Origin of the sequence: Luteimonas sp. MC1895 (genome assembly GCF_016457215.1) — a bacterium.
Classification (GTDB): Bacteria; Pseudomonadota; Gammaproteobacteria; order Xanthomonadales; family Xanthomonadaceae; genus Luteimonas.
This window is the reverse complement of the sequence record NZ_JAEMDY010000006.1, coordinates 276,580-292,993: the sequence shown is the minus strand read 5'-3', so window position 1 is coordinate 292,993 and position 16,414 is coordinate 276,580. Positions and strand designations below refer to the sequence as shown.

At 71.3% G+C, this 16,414-nt stretch carries 17 protein-coding genes and 1 other RNA gene; 5 read left to right on the top strand and 13 right to left on the bottom strand.

Annotated elements, in window-relative coordinates:
- Positions 1-772: 772 nt before the first annotated feature.
- The 7 genes from rpiA to JG616_RS13495 all read right to left on the bottom strand — a co-directional run bounded on the left by rpiA (position 773) and on the right by JG616_RS13495 (position 5,564).
- Positions 773-1,420, bottom strand: a complete 648-nt coding sequence (gene rpiA, locus JG616_RS13525) for a ribose-5-phosphate isomerase RpiA (RefSeq protein WP_199392898.1) — start codon at positions 1,418-1,420, stop codon at positions 773-775.
- A complete protein-coding gene (locus tag JG616_RS13520; protein WP_199359981.1) occupies positions 1,417-1,899 on the bottom strand; it encodes an EVE domain-containing protein in 483 nt (160 codons plus the stop codon). The genes rpiA and JG616_RS13520 overlap by 4 nt, the downstream gene beginning before the upstream one ends.
- Positions 1,896-2,477, bottom strand: a complete 582-nt coding sequence (locus JG616_RS13515; RefSeq protein WP_199359982.1) for a 5-formyltetrahydrofolate cyclo-ligase — start codon at positions 2,475-2,477, stop codon at positions 1,896-1,898. Before JG616_RS13515 ends, JG616_RS13520 begins: the two co-directional genes overlap by 4 nt.
- A gap of 45 nt (positions 2,478-2,522) precedes the next feature.
- A non-coding RNA gene (gene ssrS / locus JG616_RS13510) (6S RNA) lies at positions 2,523-2,708 on the bottom strand.
- 93 nt (positions 2,709-2,801) lie between these two features.
- Entirely contained in the window at positions 2,802-3,095 is a 294-nt protein-coding gene (locus JG616_RS13505; RefSeq protein WP_199359983.1) for a cell division protein ZapA, read from the bottom strand.
- Positions 3,092-3,313 carry a TIGR02449 family protein gene (locus JG616_RS13500; protein WP_199359984.1) on the bottom strand — a complete coding sequence of 74 codons (222 nt, stop codon included), beginning with the start codon at positions 3,311-3,313 and terminating at the stop codon, positions 3,092-3,094. The genes JG616_RS13505 and JG616_RS13500 overlap by 4 nt, the downstream gene beginning before the upstream one ends.
- A gap of 31 nt (positions 3,314-3,344) precedes the next feature.
- Positions 3,345-5,564, bottom strand: coding sequence for an EAL domain-containing protein (locus JG616_RS13495; RefSeq protein WP_343225028.1), 2,220 nt, complete (start codon positions 5,562-5,564; stop codon positions 3,345-3,347).
- Between the two features lie 123 nt (positions 5,565-5,687).
- On the opposite strand from JG616_RS13495, the gene JG616_RS13490 reads away from it, so the two are divergent.
- Together JG616_RS13490 and JG616_RS13485 are read left to right on the top strand one after the other, a co-directional pair.
- Positions 5,688-6,233: a UPF0149 family protein gene (locus JG616_RS13490; protein WP_199359986.1), complete on the top strand. Its 546-nt coding sequence runs from the start codon at positions 5,688-5,690 to the stop codon at positions 6,231-6,233.
- 22 nt (positions 6,234-6,255) lie between these two features.
- Complete coding sequence (locus JG616_RS13485; RefSeq protein ID WP_199392896.1) at positions 6,256-7,572, top strand: aminopeptidase P N-terminal domain-containing protein; 1,317 nt, start codon at positions 6,256-6,258, stop codon at positions 7,570-7,572.
- Between the two features lie 70 nt (positions 7,573-7,642).
- Here the strand turns inward: JG616_RS13485 and pepQ are convergent, their stop codons facing one another.
- From pepQ to rph, 6 genes are all read right to left on the bottom strand, one after another.
- Positions 7,643-8,980, bottom strand: a complete 1,338-nt coding sequence (pepQ, locus tag JG616_RS13480; RefSeq protein ID WP_199392895.1) for a Xaa-Pro dipeptidase — start codon at positions 8,978-8,980, stop codon at positions 7,643-7,645.
- 63 nt (positions 8,981-9,043) lie between these two features.
- Positions 9,044-9,394 (bottom strand): PilZ domain-containing protein, encoded by a 351-nt coding sequence (locus tag JG616_RS13475; RefSeq protein WP_199392894.1) that lies wholly within the window; start codon positions 9,392-9,394, stop codon positions 9,044-9,046.
- On the bottom strand, positions 9,391-11,835 hold the full coding sequence (locus JG616_RS13470) for a DUF1631 family protein (RefSeq protein WP_199392893.1): 2,445 nt from the start codon (positions 11,833-11,835) through the stop codon (positions 9,391-9,393). Before JG616_RS13470 ends, JG616_RS13475 begins: the two co-directional genes overlap by 4 nt.
- A 104-nt stretch (positions 11,836-11,939) precedes the next feature.
- Entirely contained in the window at positions 11,940-13,091 is a 1,152-nt protein-coding gene (gene hemW / locus JG616_RS13465) for a radical SAM family heme chaperone HemW (RefSeq protein WP_199392892.1), read from the bottom strand.
- Between the two features lies 1 nt (position 13,092).
- Positions 13,093-13,686, bottom strand: coding sequence for an RdgB/HAM1 family non-canonical purine NTP pyrophosphatase (gene rdgB / locus JG616_RS13460; protein WP_199392891.1), 594 nt, complete (start codon positions 13,684-13,686; stop codon positions 13,093-13,095).
- Positions 13,687-13,689: 3 nt separating this feature from the next.
- Positions 13,690-14,418 carry a ribonuclease PH gene (gene rph, locus JG616_RS13455; protein ID WP_199359992.1) on the bottom strand — a complete coding sequence of 243 codons (729 nt, stop codon included), beginning with the start codon at positions 14,416-14,418 and terminating at the stop codon, positions 13,690-13,692.
- Positions 14,419-14,481: 63 nt separating this feature from the next.
- On the opposite strand from rph, the gene JG616_RS13450 reads away from it, so the two are divergent.
- From JG616_RS13450 to rpoZ, 3 genes are all read left to right on the top strand, one after another.
- On the top strand, positions 14,482-15,342 hold the full coding sequence (locus JG616_RS13450; RefSeq protein WP_199359993.1) for a YicC/YloC family endoribonuclease: 861 nt from the start codon (positions 14,482-14,484) through the stop codon (positions 15,340-15,342).
- A 13-nt stretch (positions 15,343-15,355) separates the two neighbouring features.
- Positions 15,356-15,985 carry a guanylate kinase gene (gene gmk / locus JG616_RS13445; RefSeq protein WP_199359994.1) on the top strand — a complete coding sequence of 210 codons (630 nt, stop codon included), beginning with the start codon at positions 15,356-15,358 and terminating at the stop codon, positions 15,983-15,985.
- Positions 15,986-16,092: 107 nt separating this feature from the next.
- Positions 16,093-16,392: a DNA-directed RNA polymerase subunit omega gene (rpoZ, locus tag JG616_RS13440; RefSeq protein ID WP_199359995.1), complete on the top strand. Its 300-nt coding sequence runs from the start codon at positions 16,093-16,095 to the stop codon at positions 16,390-16,392.
- Positions 16,393-16,414 lie beyond the last annotated feature (22 nt).

Sequence of the window (16,414 nt, the reverse complement as noted above, 5' to 3'; positions counted from 1 at the left end):
AGAGTAGGTCATCGCCAGGGTTTTTACCCCAAAACCCCGCAGCCTCGGCTGCGGGGTTTTTCTTTTGGGCGCCGCGGCGCTTCGACGCATGGCCTGCTGCCGCTCATGTCCCCCGATGCCGGCCTCTAGGCCGGCATCTCCTCCTTGACTTCCCGTCAGCAGACCACGCGCCAAAGCAATGCGGGGCTGCGGGCGATCTGCGGTAGGGCCAAGGCGATGCAGGGCCGCGGGCGCTTCGCAGAAATGCCGAAGCGATGCAGGGCCGGGGGCGCTTCGCGGAAAGCCAAAGCGATGCAGGGTCGGCGGTACGCCGCACAAGGGCCAAAGCCGGGTCCCGCGCCGATCATCTGCGCGGTGTCTCGCGTCTCGCGCCCTGCGGTCAGAGGTCAGAGGTTCAGCGGTCAGCGGCCGATTCATCCGGACTGCGGTGCGATGCCTGCCGACGGGAAGTCAAGGAGGAGGCTCCGGCCGCAGGCCGGAGGCGGGGGACATGAGCGGCAGCAGGCATCGCGTCGCAGCAGTGCCGAGCGTCCCGCCAGACGGCGTTCCGGAAACCGGCCGAAGTGGACGCCCCGGTTTTCGCTAGAGAGACTACTTCGGCTTCTTCCGGGACTTGGAAGAAGAACCTATTCCCTGGGCGAACTTAGAAGGCGGGACGCGTTGGACGAATCAAACCTGGCTGCGATCTGACCTGAGTGAGCCCTCACAGTGCGCCCTGGTAGTCCGCGCGTAGCCGGCCGCTTCCGTGTGTTCGTGTGAAGCGGCGGCCAGGTCAGCGCACCCGGGGCACCGGGCCGCCCACGATCACCACGTCGGCCGGCCGGCGGGCGAACAGTCCCACGGCCACGACGCCCGGAATCTGGTTGATCGCGCGTTCGACGACCACCGGGTCGCTGATCGCCAGGCCGTGGATGTCGAGCACCCAGTTGCCGTTGTCGGTCACCGTGCCCTGCCGCCAGACCGGCTGGCCTCCGGTCATGGCGAGGATCTCGCGCGCGACCAGGCTGCGGGCCATCGGAATCACCTCGACCGGAAGCGGGAAGCGCCCGAGCGTGTCGACTTCCTTGGACGGATCGATGATGCAAACGAAGGTGGCGGCCGCCTCGGCGATGATCTTTTCGCGGGTGAGGGCTGCCCCGCCGCCCTTGATCAGGCGCTTGCCGGGATCGCACTCGTCGGCGCCGTCGACGTAGAGGGGGATCGGGCCGCAGGCGTTGAGGTCCAGGACCTCGATGCCATGGCCACGCAGGCGCTCCGTGCTCTGCTCCGAGCTCGAAACGGCACCGGCGATGCGATCACGCATGCCCGCCAGCGCATCGATGAAATAGGCCACCGTGGAACCGGTGCCCACGCCGACCACCATGCCGTCTTCGACGTATTCGATGGCCTTTTCGCCGGCCAGGCGCTTGGCGTCGCTCATTTCGGCTCCATGGCCAACAGGATCTTCCACTGCGCGGCGGTGACCGGCAGCACGGACAGGCGGGTGCCCTTGCGGATTAGGGCGAACTCCTCGCCGAGCGCATCGGCGCGCTCGCGGATCGCCGCAAGCGTCACCGGCGCCCGAAGCTTGCGCACGAAGCCGACGTCGACCAGCATCCAGCGCGGTTCCTCGGGGGATGCCTTGGCGTCGAAGTACTTCGACTTGCGATTGAACTGGGTGGGATCCGGATAGGCGGTCCCGGCGACTTCGGCGATGCCGTAGATGCCCGGCACGTCGCAGTTGGAGTGGTAGAACAGCACGCCGTCGCCCGGCTGCATGCCATCACGCATGAAGTTGCGCGCCTGGTAGTTGCGCACGCCCGTCCAGGGTTCGGTCCCGACGCGCTCGAGGTCGTCGATGGAGAAGTCCTCGGGCTCGGACTTCATCAGCCAGTAACGCTTGCGCTTGCCAGTGCTCATGGTGCTCGTGAAAGGGTGGAAAGGTCGGTGCAGACGGCGTCGAGCTGCACGTCCCAGTCCTTGCTGGGCAGTGCTCCATCGACCTGCTGGAACGCGAACGCGGCGCCGACCAGGCGCGGCGGCGCGGGTCGGTGCTGGCGGAACGCGAAGCTGCGATCGTACCAGCCGCCCCCCATGCCGAGCCGGTGGCAGCGGTGGTCGAAGCCCACCAGCGGCACGACGACCAGGTCCAGGGATTCGGGCGACAGCAACGCAGCCGGGTCCACGACGGGCTCCGGAATGCCATAGCGGTTCGGCTGCACGGGCTCGCCGGCGTTCCACGGTGCGAACCGCAGGCAGCCGTCCTCATGCAGGACCGGAAGACAGTAGGTGACGTCGGGCGAAAGCCGCAGCTGCCAGACATGCAGCGGGATCTCGCCGTCGGCGGCCCAGTAACCCGCGACGCGGGATCCAGGTGCGAGCGGCTGCGCAAGGAGCTGGGCCGCGAGTCCGCCGGCGGCGCCGATGCGCGCGGCTGCGGGCACGTCGCGCCGGAGTTCGCGCAGCTGTCGACGGAGACCGACCCGCCCGGCGCTCAAGCCATCACCGTGTGGATGGTCGCGGCCGGAAAGGCGAAAAGGGATACGTCCTCCACCATGTCGATGCGTGCCAAACGACCTTGAACCCGGGGTTCAAGTGGGAACGCTTGTCGGCCTTCGGGCTTTCCGCTCGGGGGCGGACATGCGCGCCAGGCTTCCGTGGCATTCCCGTGGTCGTCATTAAGGGACAAGGCGTATGTTTGTGCACGCCGTCGGTCAGGGCAGAGGACGCAGGCGCAGTATACCGCGTGCCTGCGGAGCGACGCGGCCACCCGTCGGCGGGCGTTCACCTTGTGCAGGAGCGCGCGGGCATCGCGCGCGGATTCAGACATCGAGCAGGGCGTCGACCCGGGCCTGAAGCGATGCCAGCGTGCGTGCGATCTGGCGATCGCGCTGTTCGCTCTCGCGCTTGAGCTGGTCGAGCTCGTGCGCGAGGTTGAGCGCGGCCAGCACCGCCACACGGTCGATCGCCGCCATGCGGTTGGCCCCGCGCACTTCGCGCATGCGCGTGTCGAGAAGGCGCGCGGCGGCCATCAGGCCGTCGACTTCGCCGGTGCCCACGCCCACGGTGTATTCGCGGTCGAGCACGCGGATGCTGACGGCCTTGGGTTCGCTCACGTGTGCTGCTCCAGCGACTTCAGACGCGCGATCATCGCCTCGACGCGGCTGCGTGCCTGTTCATTCTTGGCCAGCAGCTGCGAGCGCTCCCCCGACACATGGTCGTGCTGCAGGCGCAGGCTGCGATTCTCCTCGGCCAGCCTGCGGGTGCGCGCAGCCAGCTCGTCGAAGCGTTCGGAGAGCCGCTGCAGCTGGGCGAGCACGTCGTCGGTGTCCATCACGGCACGATAGGCAGCCGCAGGGGGGTGGTCAAGGCGCGGCGGCGGGCAGCGGTTCCGCGGCGCGGGCCGGCGGGTGGCGGTTGCGGATGAAGGCCATGCAGGCCACCGCGTCGAGCGGTCGCGAGACCCAGTAGCCCTGGATCTCGTCGCAGCGGTGCCGCGCCAGGAACGCCGCCTGCGCCTCGTTCTCCACGCCCTCCGCGACCACCGTGAGCCCGAGGCCGTGCGCCATCGCGATCACCGTGGTGGTGATCGCCGCACCTTCGGGGTCGTGGCCGAGGTCGGCGATGAAGGTCTGGTCGATCTTGATCGTGGTGATCGGCAGGCGCTTGAGGTAGGCCAGCGAGGAATAGCCGGTGCCGAAATCGTCGATCGCCAGCGACACGCCCAGTTCGCGGAAGGCCTGCAGCTTGACCGCGGTCTGCGCGGCGTTGGCCATCAGCACGCTCTCGGTGAGCTCCAGCTCGAGCGCCTGCGGCGGGATATCGGTGTCATGCAGCACGCGCCGCACGACTTCGGCGAAATCACCGCGCAACAGCTGCAGGACCGACATGTTCACCGACATCGTGAGCGACGTCAGGCCATGCTGCCGCCAGCGCTGAAGCGCCAGGCAGGCTTCGCGCAGCACCCACTCGCCGATCTCGAGGATCATCCCGTTTTCTTCGGCCAGCGGGATGAAGTCGGTCGGCGCGATCTCGCCGTGCTCGGGGCTGGACCAGCGCAGCAGGGCTTCGGCGCCGGTGATGCGCGCGTCCGCGAGCGCCAGCCGCGGCTGGAACACCACGCGCAGCTCGCCGCGGTCGAGCGCCTTGTGCAGCGCGCCGGCCAGCGTCGCGCGACGCCGGATCGAGGCCTCCATGCTGTCGTCGTAGCGCATGTAGGTGCGGCGGCCGGCGGCCTTGGCCTGGTACATCGCGGCGTCGGCGCGCTTGAGCAGCTCGGTCGGCACCTGGGCATGGTCCGGATAGAGGCTGATGCCGATCGATGGCGACACCGAGACCTCCTGCCCGTCTTCCGGCACCAGCGGGGCCTCGAAGGCCATGATGATCTCGCGCGCCACGCGCTCGGCGTCCTCGGGGGCGGCCAGGTCCTCGAGGATGACGGTGAATTCGTCGCCGGCCAGGCGCGCCACCGTCTGGCCGTGGCCCACCGCCTGCTGCAGCCGGGCAGCCACGGCGCGCAGGATGCGGTCGCCGGTGGCGTGGCCAAGTGAATCGTTGATGTCCTTGAAGCGGTCGAGGTCGAGGAACAGCACCGCCACGCGAGAGCCTTCCCGTCGCGCACGCACGATGGCGCGCGACAGCCGCTCGGCGAGCAGCGACCGGTTGGGCAGGTTGGTCAGCGAGTCGAAGTTGGCGAGGTAGCGCAGCTCCTCCTCGGCGCGCTTCTGCAGCGTGATGTCGCTCAGCATCACCACGTACATCCGCTCGCCCCGCGCGTCGTCGGCCGCGCGCACGGTGGCGGCCTCGATCGCGCAGAGGAACTCCTCGCCGTTGCCGTGGCGCTGCCAGAGCTCGCCCGACCAGCGGTCCTCGCGCTCGACGGCGTCGCGCATGCCGCGGCCGCGGGCGGGTTCGTGCTGCACGCTGTCGAGGATCTCGGCGCCGCGCCCGACCACCTCCGCGGCGCTGTAGCCGGTGATGCGGGTGAAGGCGGGATTGACCGAGAGGAAGCGGAAATGCGCGTCGAGCACCGCGACCGCCTCGTTCATGCTGCGCAGCACCTCGCTGGCGATGCGGTTCTCGCGCTCGACCGCGCGGTTGCGGTCGATGTCGAGCGACGTGCCGGCCAGACGCAGGACCGTGCCGTCCACGTCGTGTTCGACCGCGCGCCCGCGGGCCCGGATCCACACCCATTCGCCGCGCGTGGCCGCCGGGCTGTCGGCGCGGACCCGGTGTTCGGACGCGAACTCCGCCGTTTCGCCGGCGACGTAGCGGTGCATGCGATCGACCACGCCCGGCAGGTCATCCGGGTGGATGACCGCGGCCGGGTCGGCGTGTTCGGAGCTGAAATCGTGCTCGGCCCCCTGCTGGTCCTGCCTGGCGACCAGGTAGCGCAGGCAGGCGCTGGGGACGTGGAAATCCCAGTAGCGCTGGTTGCTGGCCCAGAGCGCCATGCGGAAGCCGCGCTCGCGTTCGCGCAGCGCGTCCGCGCCCCGGCGCGCCGCGCGCACGCGCGCCAGCAGCGCCAGGCAGGTGGCCGCGAGCAGGACGATGACGGCGAGTGCCAACGCGGTTTCAGCGGCCACGCGCAAGAGACTGCTCCCCATCCGCCTCCCCAGGCGTGTCCTGCAGTGTAGGCGGCGCCACGCGCCGGCAACAAGCGCGGCGCGCGGTACACTGGCGTGGTCACTTTTCCGCCTGACCACGCCATGCCAGAGTCGTTGCCTCCCGTGACCGAAGTCGAGCAGGCCTGCCGCGAGGCGGGGCTGGCCACGCCCGCGCCCGAGCTCCACGGCGGCCTGTGTGGCTGGCTCGCCGGCGGTGGCGACAGCTCCGGCAACTGGCTGGCGAACGTGATGGTCGATGACGCCCTGCCGGCCCCCGCCGAAGGGTCGGTCCTTGCGCGCCTGGCGTCGGTGACCTCGGCCCAGTTCGAGGATCGTGCCTTCGGCCTCGAGCTGCTCGCTCCCGGCGAGGACGCCTCGCTGGCCGAGCGCAGCGGGGCGCTGTTCGACTGGTGCCGCGGCTTCGTCGGCGCATTCGGACTCGCTGCCGGCGGTGGGCCGCGGCTTTCGGAAGAGGGCAGCGAAGCCCTCGCCGACCTCGCCCGGCTGGCCCGCGCCACGGCGCAGGACGACGGCGACGAAGAGGACGAGGCGGCGCTGGCCGAGATCGAGGAGTTCGTCCGCGTGGCGGCCCTGCTGCTGCACGGCGACTGCGCAATGGCTGCGCGCCACCGCAGCCGCCTCAACTGAGCCCGCCGCGCCGGACGCCTGGATGACGCCCGCCACCGCGCTCGCCAGCTACAGGCGCCGTCGCCGCCAGCTCATGCGGATGGCCGGCGAGGACGCGATCCTGATCCTCCCCGCCGCGCCCGAGCGCGTGCGCAGCCGCGACACCTGTTATCCCTACCGCCAGGACTCCGACGTCCTGTACCTCAGCGGCTTCGAGGAGCCCGAGGCCGTGCTGGTCCTGGTGCCCGGGCGCAGCCACGGCGAGAGCCTGCTGTTCTGCCGCGAGCGCGACCCGGAACGCGAGGCCTGGGACGGTCCGCGCGTCGGACCCGAGGGCGCGCCTGACGCATTGGGCATGGACGATGCCTATGCGATCGACGACATCGACGAGATCCTGCCGGGGTTGCTCGAGGGCCGTACCCGCGTCTACTACCACTTCGGCCGCGACACCGACTTCGACCTGAAGCTGATCGGCTGGCTGAACCGCGTCCGTGCCCAGGTGCGCCATGGCGCGCAGCCGCCGCACGAGTTCCTCGAGCTCGGCCACCTGCTCGACGAGATGCGCCTGGTCAAGGGCGCCGAGGAACTGAAGCTGATGCGGCGCGCCGCCGCGATCAGCGTCGAGGGCCACCAGGCGCTGATGCGTGCCGCGCGCCCGGGCATGCGCGAGTACGCCCTGCAGGCCGAACTGGAGCGCGTGTTCCGTGCGTCCGGCGCGCAGCCGGCCTACAGCAGCATCGTCGGCGCGGGCGCCAACGCCTGCGTGCTGCACTACCGCGCCAACGACGCGCTGGCGCGCCGCGGTGACCTGGTGCTGGTCGACGCCGGCGCGGAGTACCGCGGTTACGCCGCCGACATCACCCGCACCTTCCCGGTCGGCGGGCGCTTCAGTCCGGAACAGCGCGTGCTGCACGACCTGGTGGATGCCGCCCATGCGGCCGCGATGGCGCAGGCGCAACCGGGACTGCCGTGGGAAGCGGGGCACAACGCGGCGGTCGAGGTGCTGGCCGACGGCATGCTGTCGCTGGGCCTGCTCAAGGGTTCGCTGAAAAAGGTCATCGCCGAGGGCAGCTACCGGCGCTACTACCCGCACAAGACCGGACACTGGCTGGGCCTGGACGTGCACGACGTCGGCGACTACCGCATCGACGGCGAGTCGCGCCTGCTCGAGCCGGGCATGGTCTACACCATCGAACCGGGCATCTACATCCCGCCCGGCGATACCGGGGTCGCGGCCAAGTGGCGCGGCATCGGCATCCGCACCGAGGACGATGTCGCGATCACCCGCGACGGCCACGAGGTGCTGACCGCGGGGCTCGCGCGCAGCGCGGACGAGATCGAAGCCTTCATGGCGGCCTGAGGCCGCCTGCAGTCGCGTGCGGCCGCTCCCGGTCGCGTGTGTCCCCTTTGCCGCCGCTCCCGACCGTGGACTACGCCAGCTCCGCGAACGCCTCGCGCGTCAGGTTCACCGGCGCGTCGTCGGTGCAGACCACGTTGTCCTCGATGCGCACGCCGCCGAACGGACGCAGCGCTTCCACGCGCTGCCAGTCGACCAGGCGCGCGTTGTCGCTGGCCTGCAGGTCCTCGATCAGCATGTCGGCGAAATACAGCCCCGGCTCGATGGTGACCACCATTCCAGGCGCCAGCGTGCGGGTCATGCGCAGGTAGGGGTGGCCCTCGGGATTGTCGATCGTGCCGCCGGCGTCGGACGCGGCGAAGCCTGCGACGTCGTGCACCTGCAGGCCGATGCCATGGCCGATGCCGTGCGGGAAGAAGCTCGCGCTCAGGCCCGTGGCCACGGCCTCTTCGGCCCCGCAGGTCACGATGCCGAACTCCTTCAGCACGCCGGACAGCGACAGGTGTGCGTCGAGGTGCAGCTGGCGGTAGTCGACGCCGGCGCGGACCTGGTCGCACATCGCCAGTTCCGCCGCGTCGATCGCGTCGATGAAGGCCTGGAACTCGCTGTCGCGGTCCATCGCGTGGGTGCGGCTGATGTCGGCCGCGTAGCCGCCGTGGCCGGCGCCGGCATCGAGCAGGAAGCTGCGGACCGGCTTCGGCGGCAGGCGGTCGAGTTCGGTGTAATGCAGCACCGCGCCGTGCCGGTTCAGCGCCACGATGTTGCTGTAGGGCAGCTCGCTCGCGTCCTGGCCGACCGCCTGGCAGTAGGCCAGGTGGATGCCGAACTCGCTGGCACCCGCGCGGAACGCACGCTCGGCGGCCCGGTGCCCGCGCACGGCGCGGCGCTGGGCCTCGCGCATCATCGCCAGCTCGTAGGGCGTCTTGTAGGCGCGGTGGTACTCGAGGTAATCGATGACCGGCTGCGGGTTGTTGGGCGCGAACGCGCCGTAGCGGCCCAGCGCGCTCTGCGGCTCGCCGAGGATGGCGCAGCGGGTGGCATTGCGCGGCAGGTGCTGCAGGGCCTCGTCCGCGGTGCGGATGACTTCGATGTCGAAGTGCTCGACCCAGTAGCCCGACGGCGCCTCCGGCACCACGTGCCAGTAGTCGCGCGGCTGCAGGTAGACCAGCTTCGGGCGCTCACCGGGCGTGACCACCAGCCAGCTGCCGGGATTGCGCACCAGCGGCACCCAGTGCTTGAACGGCGGGTTGACCGCGTAGGGGTAGTCGCGGTCGTCGAAGACCTGGTAGTGCAGGGTGCCGCTGGGGACCACCAGGTGGTCGAAGCCGCCGCGCTCCAGCGCCGTCGCGGCGCGCGCGGCCAGCACCTCGAGGTGCGCGGCGTACAGGGTGGCAGGCGAGTCGGTGGTCATGGCGGTCCGTCGGACGGGGGGTGTGGCCATTTTGCCGGATCCGCCCATGCGGGGCCGCAGCACCTACTCGTAGCGGCTTCCGGGCGCGTCGATCCAGGCCCGCAGCGGCGCCGCCTGCTGCTCGCTCAGGCCGATGAAGCGGAACCCCGCCCAGGCCTGGCCGGGCGCGCTGGCTTGGTCCACCCAGAGCAGGTGGGCCCCGATCTCGACCGCGGTTTCGCCGCCGGCCTCGCCCGGCAGGGTGAAGCGGAACTGGTACAGCGCGTCGTCGACCAGCGGAGCGCCGGCCATGAGCAGCATGCCGGTCTGCGACAGGTTGCCGATGCGGCCCACCACGCGCTCGGTCATGGCGTCCATGACCAGGATGGTGTCGGCGGCCTTGCGGCGCCGCGCGCGGCGGAACTCGTTGATCATGCCTGGTGTTCCCCCGAGATCTGCAGGGTGTCGCCGCGCCCGGCAAAGCTGCGCAGGGTGCGCAGCGCGGCCTGCCAGGCGCGGTCGACCAGCCGGCCGCGCTCGGCGGTGACGATGCGCGCCTGGCCGGCCGCGATCATCCGCGCCAGCGAGTCGAGCGAATGCTCGCCGATGCGCTGGCCGCGCTGGTTGACGAACAGCGCGTTGTCGGTGACCGGGCTGAACCAGGACATGCGCCGGCGGACGACGTCGCCCTGCTGGTTGGTGGTGAATTCGATCCAGGTGCCGAAGGGCATCACCCGCAGCTGCTCGTAGCGAGCCTGTTCCTCCGGGGTGCGCGGCGGCAGGTCCGGTCGGCGCGCGCGCTCGGCGTCCTCGCCCAGGCGGGTGCGCGCCTTGAGCTTCATCGCCAGCTCGGTGCGCGAGGCCGGGTCGTCCTCGTCGCTCTGGCTGCTGGTCAGGCGGGCGGCGATGATGCCGGCCTCGTCGGCGTGGTAGCCGACCTGCGACAGCGCCGCCTCCACGTGCGCCGCCAGCGCCGGGTCGGCTGCATCCTCGCCCTTCGCGCAAGCGGTGATGATGCGCCGCGTGGCGTCGAGCTGCGCCTGCCACTCCGGCGATTCCTCGCCCTGGCGCAGCAGGGTCAGCGTGAGCACGTCGGCCCAGGCCTGGCTGAGCAGCGCGCGCGAGAACTTCGGCATGCGCTGGTCGCCGACCAGCTTCTCGAGCATGGCCGACGAGCGCAGCTTGGCGACCTCGAGCTTTTCCTTGCCGCGGGCGGCCTCGATGTGCCGGCGTTCGAGCATCTCCGCCTTGCGCACCTGGGCCTGCAGGTGGCCCTGCAGCTGCTCGTTGCTGGCTTCGAAGACCGCGGTGTCGCCGTCGTACTTCTCGACGACGTGGGTGACGGCCTCCTGCAGGGGCAGCAGCAGCTGGGGGTCGAGGTCGTCCTTGTCGAGCCAGCCCGCGGCGGTTTCCGCGACCGTGTTCAACAGTTCGCGCGCCGGGTGCGTGGCCTGGACGAAGAAGGCCTGGTCCTGCAGCGCCACGCGCAGCAGCGGCAGCTGCAGGCGCCGGATCAGCGCGGCGGCCGGTGCATCCGAGCGGATCTCGCCCTCGAGCTGGCCATACAGCAGGTGCAGCAGCTCGAAGGTGTCGTTGTCCTGCTGCGAGAGCGCCGCGCCCTTGCCATGCCGCTGGCGCGCCTGGGCGAGCAGCATCTGGCGCACGTCCATGAGGCTCGGTGGTGCGCCGCCCGGACCGTTGGGCTGGCGCTGCAGCGCGCCGAGGGCGCTCATGACTTCGCCGGTGTCGAGCGTCGCCTTGCCGCCGGCCGGGCGCGCGGAACGCAGCTTGCCGATCAGCGCCCTGCGCCCGGCGAGCAGCTGTTGCAGCGCGACGTAGGACGCCTCCTCGTCGCTGCCCGACAGGGCGGTCGTGGTTTCCGCCATCCAGGCGGTGTGCGGTCGACCAGCGCCTGCCGGCCCACCGGCGGGCGAACGGGCATCGCCGGCCTGGCCGCGGCCCGCGCCCTGGGTCGAGCCCTGACCGGCCACGCCTGGGCCCGCGCCGCCCTGCGCAGCGCCACCGCCGGCGACGTGGCCACCGCCCGCGCCTTCGGCCGGACGATCCCCGCGTGCCGTCGCCGCCTCCCGCGGGCGGGCCGAGGCCTGGCCCGGCGCCGAGCCCTCGGCGGCGTCCAGCGCCTCCTGGCGCGACGAGGCGCGCAGGCGGACCGGCACATAGGTCAGGCCCTTGAGGATCCCGGCCTGGTCGAGCGTCGCGTCGAGCTTTTCCAGCACCGGCGCGTAGTGCGCCATGACCACGCGGTCGAACAATCGGTAGAGGAGTTCGCGCGCCTCGGAGCCGACCTGCAGCGACCGGCAGGCCTTGCGCAGCGCGCGGCAGACGGCCTGCGGACCCAGCGGCAGGCGCTCGGCGTCCATCGCCGGGGTTCCGGCCAGCACGCCGAAGCGCTGGCCGAGCAGATGCATCGGCAGGCTGGCGCGGCCCTCCTGGCGGGTGGCGATCTCGCGCAGCAGCGTGTCCTCGTCGATCATCGAGTCGTCGACGAGGCTCAGCACCCGGCCCGCCACCGGCTTGGCGACGGCGGGCGCGGGAACCGGCATGTCCGCGGAGCGGATGTCCGCGAGGCCGGCCTCGAGCTCGAGCATGAACTGCGGCACCAGGTCCGAACGTCCGGCGCGGAAGGTGCGCAGCGCCTGGACGTAGGCCGATTCGCTGCCCGGATGGCGCGCGCGTTCGGCGAGCCGGAACAGCTCCTGCTCGTACTCGTCCAGCAGCGCCGACAGGTACGGGTCGAGTTCGGCGGACACCAGCCGGAGCGCCGCGTCCAGCGCCTTGCGGACGCGACGCGGAAGGTCGGCCGCGGCAAGGTTGCGCCGGGCGTGGCCGTCGTTTGGATGTGTCGTCAGTGACATGTTCGCGTGGCCAATTCCCCTGCCCGCTTCATATCACGCGCAGGATGTGACGGCCAGCACGGAGTCCCTGCCCCAGGCCGGCAATCCATGGCCGGCGAAGGCGTTCACGGCAGGAACAGCGAGACGACGTCGTTGCCCAGGCGTCGCCCGAGGGCGGTCGGCACCACGCGTTCGCCGTCGGTGGTGAGCCAGCCGCGACCGATCGCCTCGGCGAGTTCGCCGGCGATCGCCGCGCGCGGCAGGCCGGTGCAGGCTTCGAAGTCGGCCAGGCGGAAGCCCTCGTGGAGGCGCAGGACGTTGAGCATGTACTCGAAAGGCAGGCGGGACGGCTCGACGTCCTCGTCCCCGCCCATGGCCGCCGCGGTCCCGGCCACGCCCATCCAGGCGGTGGGGTGCTTGAGCTTCCAGCGCCGGCGGACGCTCTGCGCGGCACCCAGGCTGATCTTGCCGTGGGCGCCGGCACCGATGCCGAGGTAGTCGCCGAAGCGCCAGTAGTTGAGGTTGTGCGCGCACTGGCGCCCGGGGCGTGCGTAGGCGCTGACCTCGTAGTGGTCGAAGCCGGCCGCGGCCAGCATCGCCTGGCAGTGTTCCTGCATGTCCCAGGCCAGGTCCTCGTCCGGGATCGCCTCGGGAGGCCGCGCGGCGAACAGCGTGTTGGGCTCCAGCGTGAGCTGGTAGTGCGAGACGTGCGCCGGCTGCAGGGCGAAGGCGCGCTCCAGGTCGCGCGCGGCACCGGCCAGGTCCTGGCCGGGCAGCGCGTACATCAGGTCGATGTTGATGTTGTCGTAGCCGGCGTCCTGGGCCAGCTTCACCGCGGCATCGGCCTCGCGGCTGTCGTGGATCCGGCCCAGGCGCTGCAGGCAGCCGTCGTCGAAGCTCTGGATGCCGAAGCTGAGCCGGTTGACGCCGGCCGCCAGGTAGCCCTCGAAGCGGCCGTGCTCGGCGGTGCCGGGGTTGGTCTCCAGCGTGATCTCGCAGCCGGGCGCGAAGCGCAGGCGCGCGCTGGCCTGCTGCAGGAAGTCGTCGATCGCGTCCGCCGGGAACAGCGACGGCGTGCCGCCGCCGAAGAACACGCTGTGCACGGTGCGGCCCCAGGCCAGCGGCAGGTCGTGTTCGAGGTCGGCGACGAGCGCCTGCACATAGCCGGCGAAGGGCAGGGCGCCGCGCTGCTCGTGCGAGTTGAAGTCGCAGTACGGACACTTGCGCACGCACCAGGGCAGGTGCACGTACAGCGACAGCGGCGGCGGCACCAGCATGTCAGGCCAGTTCGTGCAGGCGCGCGCGCAGGGCGGCGAGGGCGCGGCCGCGGTGGCTGATGGCGTTCTTGCGCGCGGCCGGCAACTCGGCGGCGGTCAGGCCGCTGTCGGCGTCCAGGAACACCGGGTCGTAGCCGAAGCCGCCGTCGCCGCGCGGCGCATGCAGGATGCGTCCGCGCCAGTCGCCTTCGACCACCAGCGGCTTCGGGTCGGCGGCGTGGCGCAGGAGCACGATGCAGCAGTGGAAGCTGGCGTCGCGCGCGTCGTCGGCAACGCCGTCGAGCTCGCGCAGCAGGCGCTCGATGTTGCGGCCGGCATCGCCGCCCGGCCCGGCGTAGCGCGCGGAATACAGCCCCGGCGCACCGCCCAGTGCATCCACGCACAGGCCGGAGTCGTCGGCCAGCGCCGGCAGGCCGGTCTCCCGTGCCGCGTGGCGCGCCTTGAGCAGGGCGTTCTCGACGAAGGTGAGGCCGGTCTCCTCGACGTCTTCGACGCCGAACCCGGACTGCGCGCGCAGTGCGAAACCGTCGCCGGCCAGCAGCTCGCGCAGCTCGGCCAGCTTGCCGGCGTTGCCGCTGGCCAGCACCAGGTCCATGGCTCAGCCCGCCAGCGCGGCCTGCTGCGCGGCGAACAGTTCGCGGCAGCCCTTTTCCGCCAGGGCCAGCATCGCGTCCAGTTCGTCGCGGCGGAAGGCGTGGCCTTCGGCCGTGCCCTGGAGTTCGATGAAGCCGCCACCGTCGTTCATCACCACGTTCATGTCGGTGTCGCAGGCGCTGTCCTCGACATAGTCGAGGTCGAGCACGGGCACGCCGGAATGGATGCCGGCCGAGACCGCGGCGATGGCGCCATGGATCGGATCGCGCTTCACGTCGCCGCGCTTCTGCAGCCAGCGCACGGCGTCCACCAGCGCCACGTAGGCGCCGGTGATCGCCGCGGTGCGGGTGCCGCCGTCGGCCTGCAGCACGTCGCAGTCCAGGGTGATGGTGCGCTCGCCCAGGGCATCGCGATCCACGCAGGCGCGCAGCGAGCGGCCGATCAGGCGCTGGATCTCCAGCGTGCGCCCACCCTGCTTGCCGCGGGAGGCCTCGCGGTCGGTGCGGGTGTTGGTGGCGCGCGGCAGCATCCCGTATTCCGCCGTGACCCAGCCGCTGCCCTTGCCGCGGAGGAAGCCCGGGACCCGGTTCTCGACGCTGGCGGTGCACAGCACCCGGGTCTCGCCGAACGCCACCAGCACCGAGCCCTCGGCGTGGCGCGTGAAGCCACGCTCGATGCGGACCTCGCGCATCTGGTCCGGCGCGCGGCCGCTGGGGCGAGGGGTCTGGGACATGTCGATTACCGCTGGAATGGCGTGCGAGTTTACCATCGGCACCCCGAACCACCGGATGCCGGCATGATCCGCAGCATGACCGCCTACGCCTCCGGCGAGCGCGCCACCCCGTGGGGGACGCTCGCCTGCGAGCTCCGCGCGGTCAACCACCGCTTCCTCGAGATCGGCTTCCGCGCGCCGGATGAACTGCGCGCGCTGGAGCCGCAGCTGCGCGAGCGGATTTCGGCGCGCGTCTCCCGAGGCAAGGTCGACCTGTCGCTGCGCCTGCGGCCGGTCGAGGGCGTCGCCACCCTGCACGTGGATCAGGCGCTGCTGTCGCAGCTGTCGGATCTCGCCGTGGACGCGGCGGCGCGATTCCCCGGCCTGCACACCCAGTTCGTCGACCTGCTGCAGTTTCCAGGGGTGATGCGTTCCGCCGCGCCGGAGCCGTCGGCCCTGCAGGCCGAGGTGCTGGGCCTGCTGGAAGAGGTGCTGGAAGCCTTCGTGGCCGCGCGCGAGCGCGAGGGCTCCAAGCTGGTCGCGGCGATGCTGGAGCGGGTGGACGGCATTGAACGCGTGGCCGCCGACGTGCGCGGCCTGGTGCCCGCCATCCGCGAAGGGCAGCGGCTGAAGCTGGAGGCGCGCCTGGCCGACCTGGCGCAGGCCGCCGACCCGGGGCGCATCGAGCAGGAACTGGTGCTCTCGCTGCAGAAGCTCGACGTCGACGAGGAGCTCGACCGGCTCGGCAGCCACGTCGACGAGATCCGGCATGTCTTCGACCAGCCGGAGCCCGTTGGCCGCCGGCTGGACTTCCTGCTGCAGGAGTTCAACCGCGAGGCCAACACCCTGGGCTCGAAGTCGGTCGACCGGCGGACCACCCAGGCGGCGGTCGAGCTGAAGGTGCTGATCGACCAGATCCGCGAACAGGTGCAGAACATTGAATAGCGGCGAAGCCCCGATGCGCGGGACCCTCTTCATCGTCGCGGCGCCCTCGGGGGCCGGGAAGTCCAGCATCGTCAACGCCTGCCTGGCGCGCGACCGCAACATCAGCCTGTCCGTCTCGTTCACGTCGCGTCCGCCGCGCCCCGGCGAGCGCCATGCCGAGCACTACCACTTCGTCGACGCCGCCGGCTTCCAGCGGATGATCGATGCCGGCGACTTCTTCGAGCATGCCCGCGTGCATGGCGACTGGAAGGGCACCGCGCGGCAGTCGGTGGAGCCGCAGCTGGTCGCCGGCCGCGACGTGCTGCTCGAGATCGACTGGCAGGGTGCGCGCCAGGTGCGGACAGCGGTGCCGGACGCGGTCGGGATCTTCATCCTGCCGCCGTCGCGCGCCGCGCTCGACCAGCGCATGCGCAAGCGCGGCCAGGACAGCGAGGAGGTCATGGCGAGGCGCCTGGCCGCCGCGCGCGAGGAGATGTCGCACTACGACGAGTTCGAGTACGTCATCGTCAACGAGCAGTTCGAGACCGCGGTGGACGAGATGTGCGCCGTCTTCACCGCCAGCCGGCTGCGGCGCGAGGCCCAGGCCCGGCGCCACGCGTCGCTGATCGCCGCGCTCCTGGACGGGGAATCCACCCCGGGTTGAGTGCAAGTGGTTGATTTCCGTGCCTTTGCTTGCGGCGCGGTCGGGCTTGCCCTATCATTTCCGGTCCCTCTTACCGTATCGACGGCCTGCCGGCCGCCAGGAGATTTATGGCCCGCATCACCGTTGAGGATTGCCTCCAGGTCATCGACAACCGCTTCGAGCTGGTCATGATGGCCGCCAGGCGCGCCCGCCAGCTTGCCAACGGCGTCGAGCCGCAGCTCGACAACAGCGAGAACGACGACAAGCCGACCGTGCTTGCGCTGCGCGAGATCGCCGCGCGCCGCATCGATGCCGACTACGTCGACGCCGTCGAGAAGTCCGAGCGCGAGCGCCGCGAGCGCGAGGCGCTGGAGTGGGCCGCGGCCGAAGTGGTGGCCGACGACGACCTGTCGAAGGGCGACGACTGACTCCGCCGGCGCCTGCGCGCCG

What these genes read in the sequence shown, in the direction of transcription:
- pepQ (WP_199392895.1), bottom strand. Translation starts at nt 8,980, where the DNA reads ATGACCACCGACTCGCCTGCCACCCTGTACGCCGCGCACCTCGAGGTG.
- JG616_RS13500 (WP_199359984.1), bottom strand. Translation starts at nt 3,313, where the DNA reads ATGGACACCGACGACGTGCTCGCCCAGCTGCAGCGGCTCTCCGAACGC.
- rdgB (WP_199392891.1), bottom strand. Translation starts at nt 13,686, where the DNA reads ATGGACCTGGTGCTGGCCAGCGGCAACGCCGGCAAGCTGGCCGAGCTG.
- JG616_RS13485 (WP_199392896.1), top strand. Translation starts at nt 6,256, where the DNA reads ATGACGCCCGCCACCGCGCTCGCCAGCTACAGGCGCCGTCGCCGCCAG.
- JG616_RS13490 (WP_199359986.1), top strand. Translation starts at nt 5,688, where the DNA reads ATGCCAGAGTCGTTGCCTCCCGTGACCGAAGTCGAGCAGGCCTGCCGC.
- JG616_RS13520 (WP_199359981.1), bottom strand. Translation starts at nt 1,899, where the DNA reads ATGAGCACTGGCAAGCGCAAGCGTTACTGGCTGATGAAGTCCGAGCCC.
- rph (WP_199359992.1), bottom strand. Translation starts at nt 14,418, where the DNA reads ATGTCCCAGACCCCTCGCCCCAGCGGCCGCGCGCCGGACCAGATGCGC.
- JG616_RS13470 (WP_199392893.1), bottom strand. Translation starts at nt 11,835, where the DNA reads ATGTCACTGACGACACATCCAAACGACGGCCACGCCCGGCGCAACCTT.
- hemW (WP_199392892.1), bottom strand. Translation starts at nt 13,091, where the DNA reads ATGCTGGTGCCGCCGCCGCTGTCGCTGTACGTGCACCTGCCCTGGTGC.
- JG616_RS13450 (WP_199359993.1), top strand. Translation starts at nt 14,482, where the DNA reads ATGATCCGCAGCATGACCGCCTACGCCTCCGGCGAGCGCGCCACCCCG.
- rpoZ (WP_199359995.1), top strand. Translation starts at nt 16,093, where the DNA reads ATGGCCCGCATCACCGTTGAGGATTGCCTCCAGGTCATCGACAACCGC.
- JG616_RS13475 (WP_199392894.1), bottom strand. Translation starts at nt 9,394, where the DNA reads ATGATCAACGAGTTCCGCCGCGCGCGGCGCCGCAAGGCCGCCGACACC.
- gmk (WP_199359994.1), top strand. Translation starts at nt 15,356, where the DNA reads ATGCGCGGGACCCTCTTCATCGTCGCGGCGCCCTCGGGGGCCGGGAAG.
- rpiA (WP_199392898.1), bottom strand. Translation starts at nt 1,420, where the DNA reads ATGAGCGACGCCAAGCGCCTGGCCGGCGAAAAGGCCATCGAATACGTC.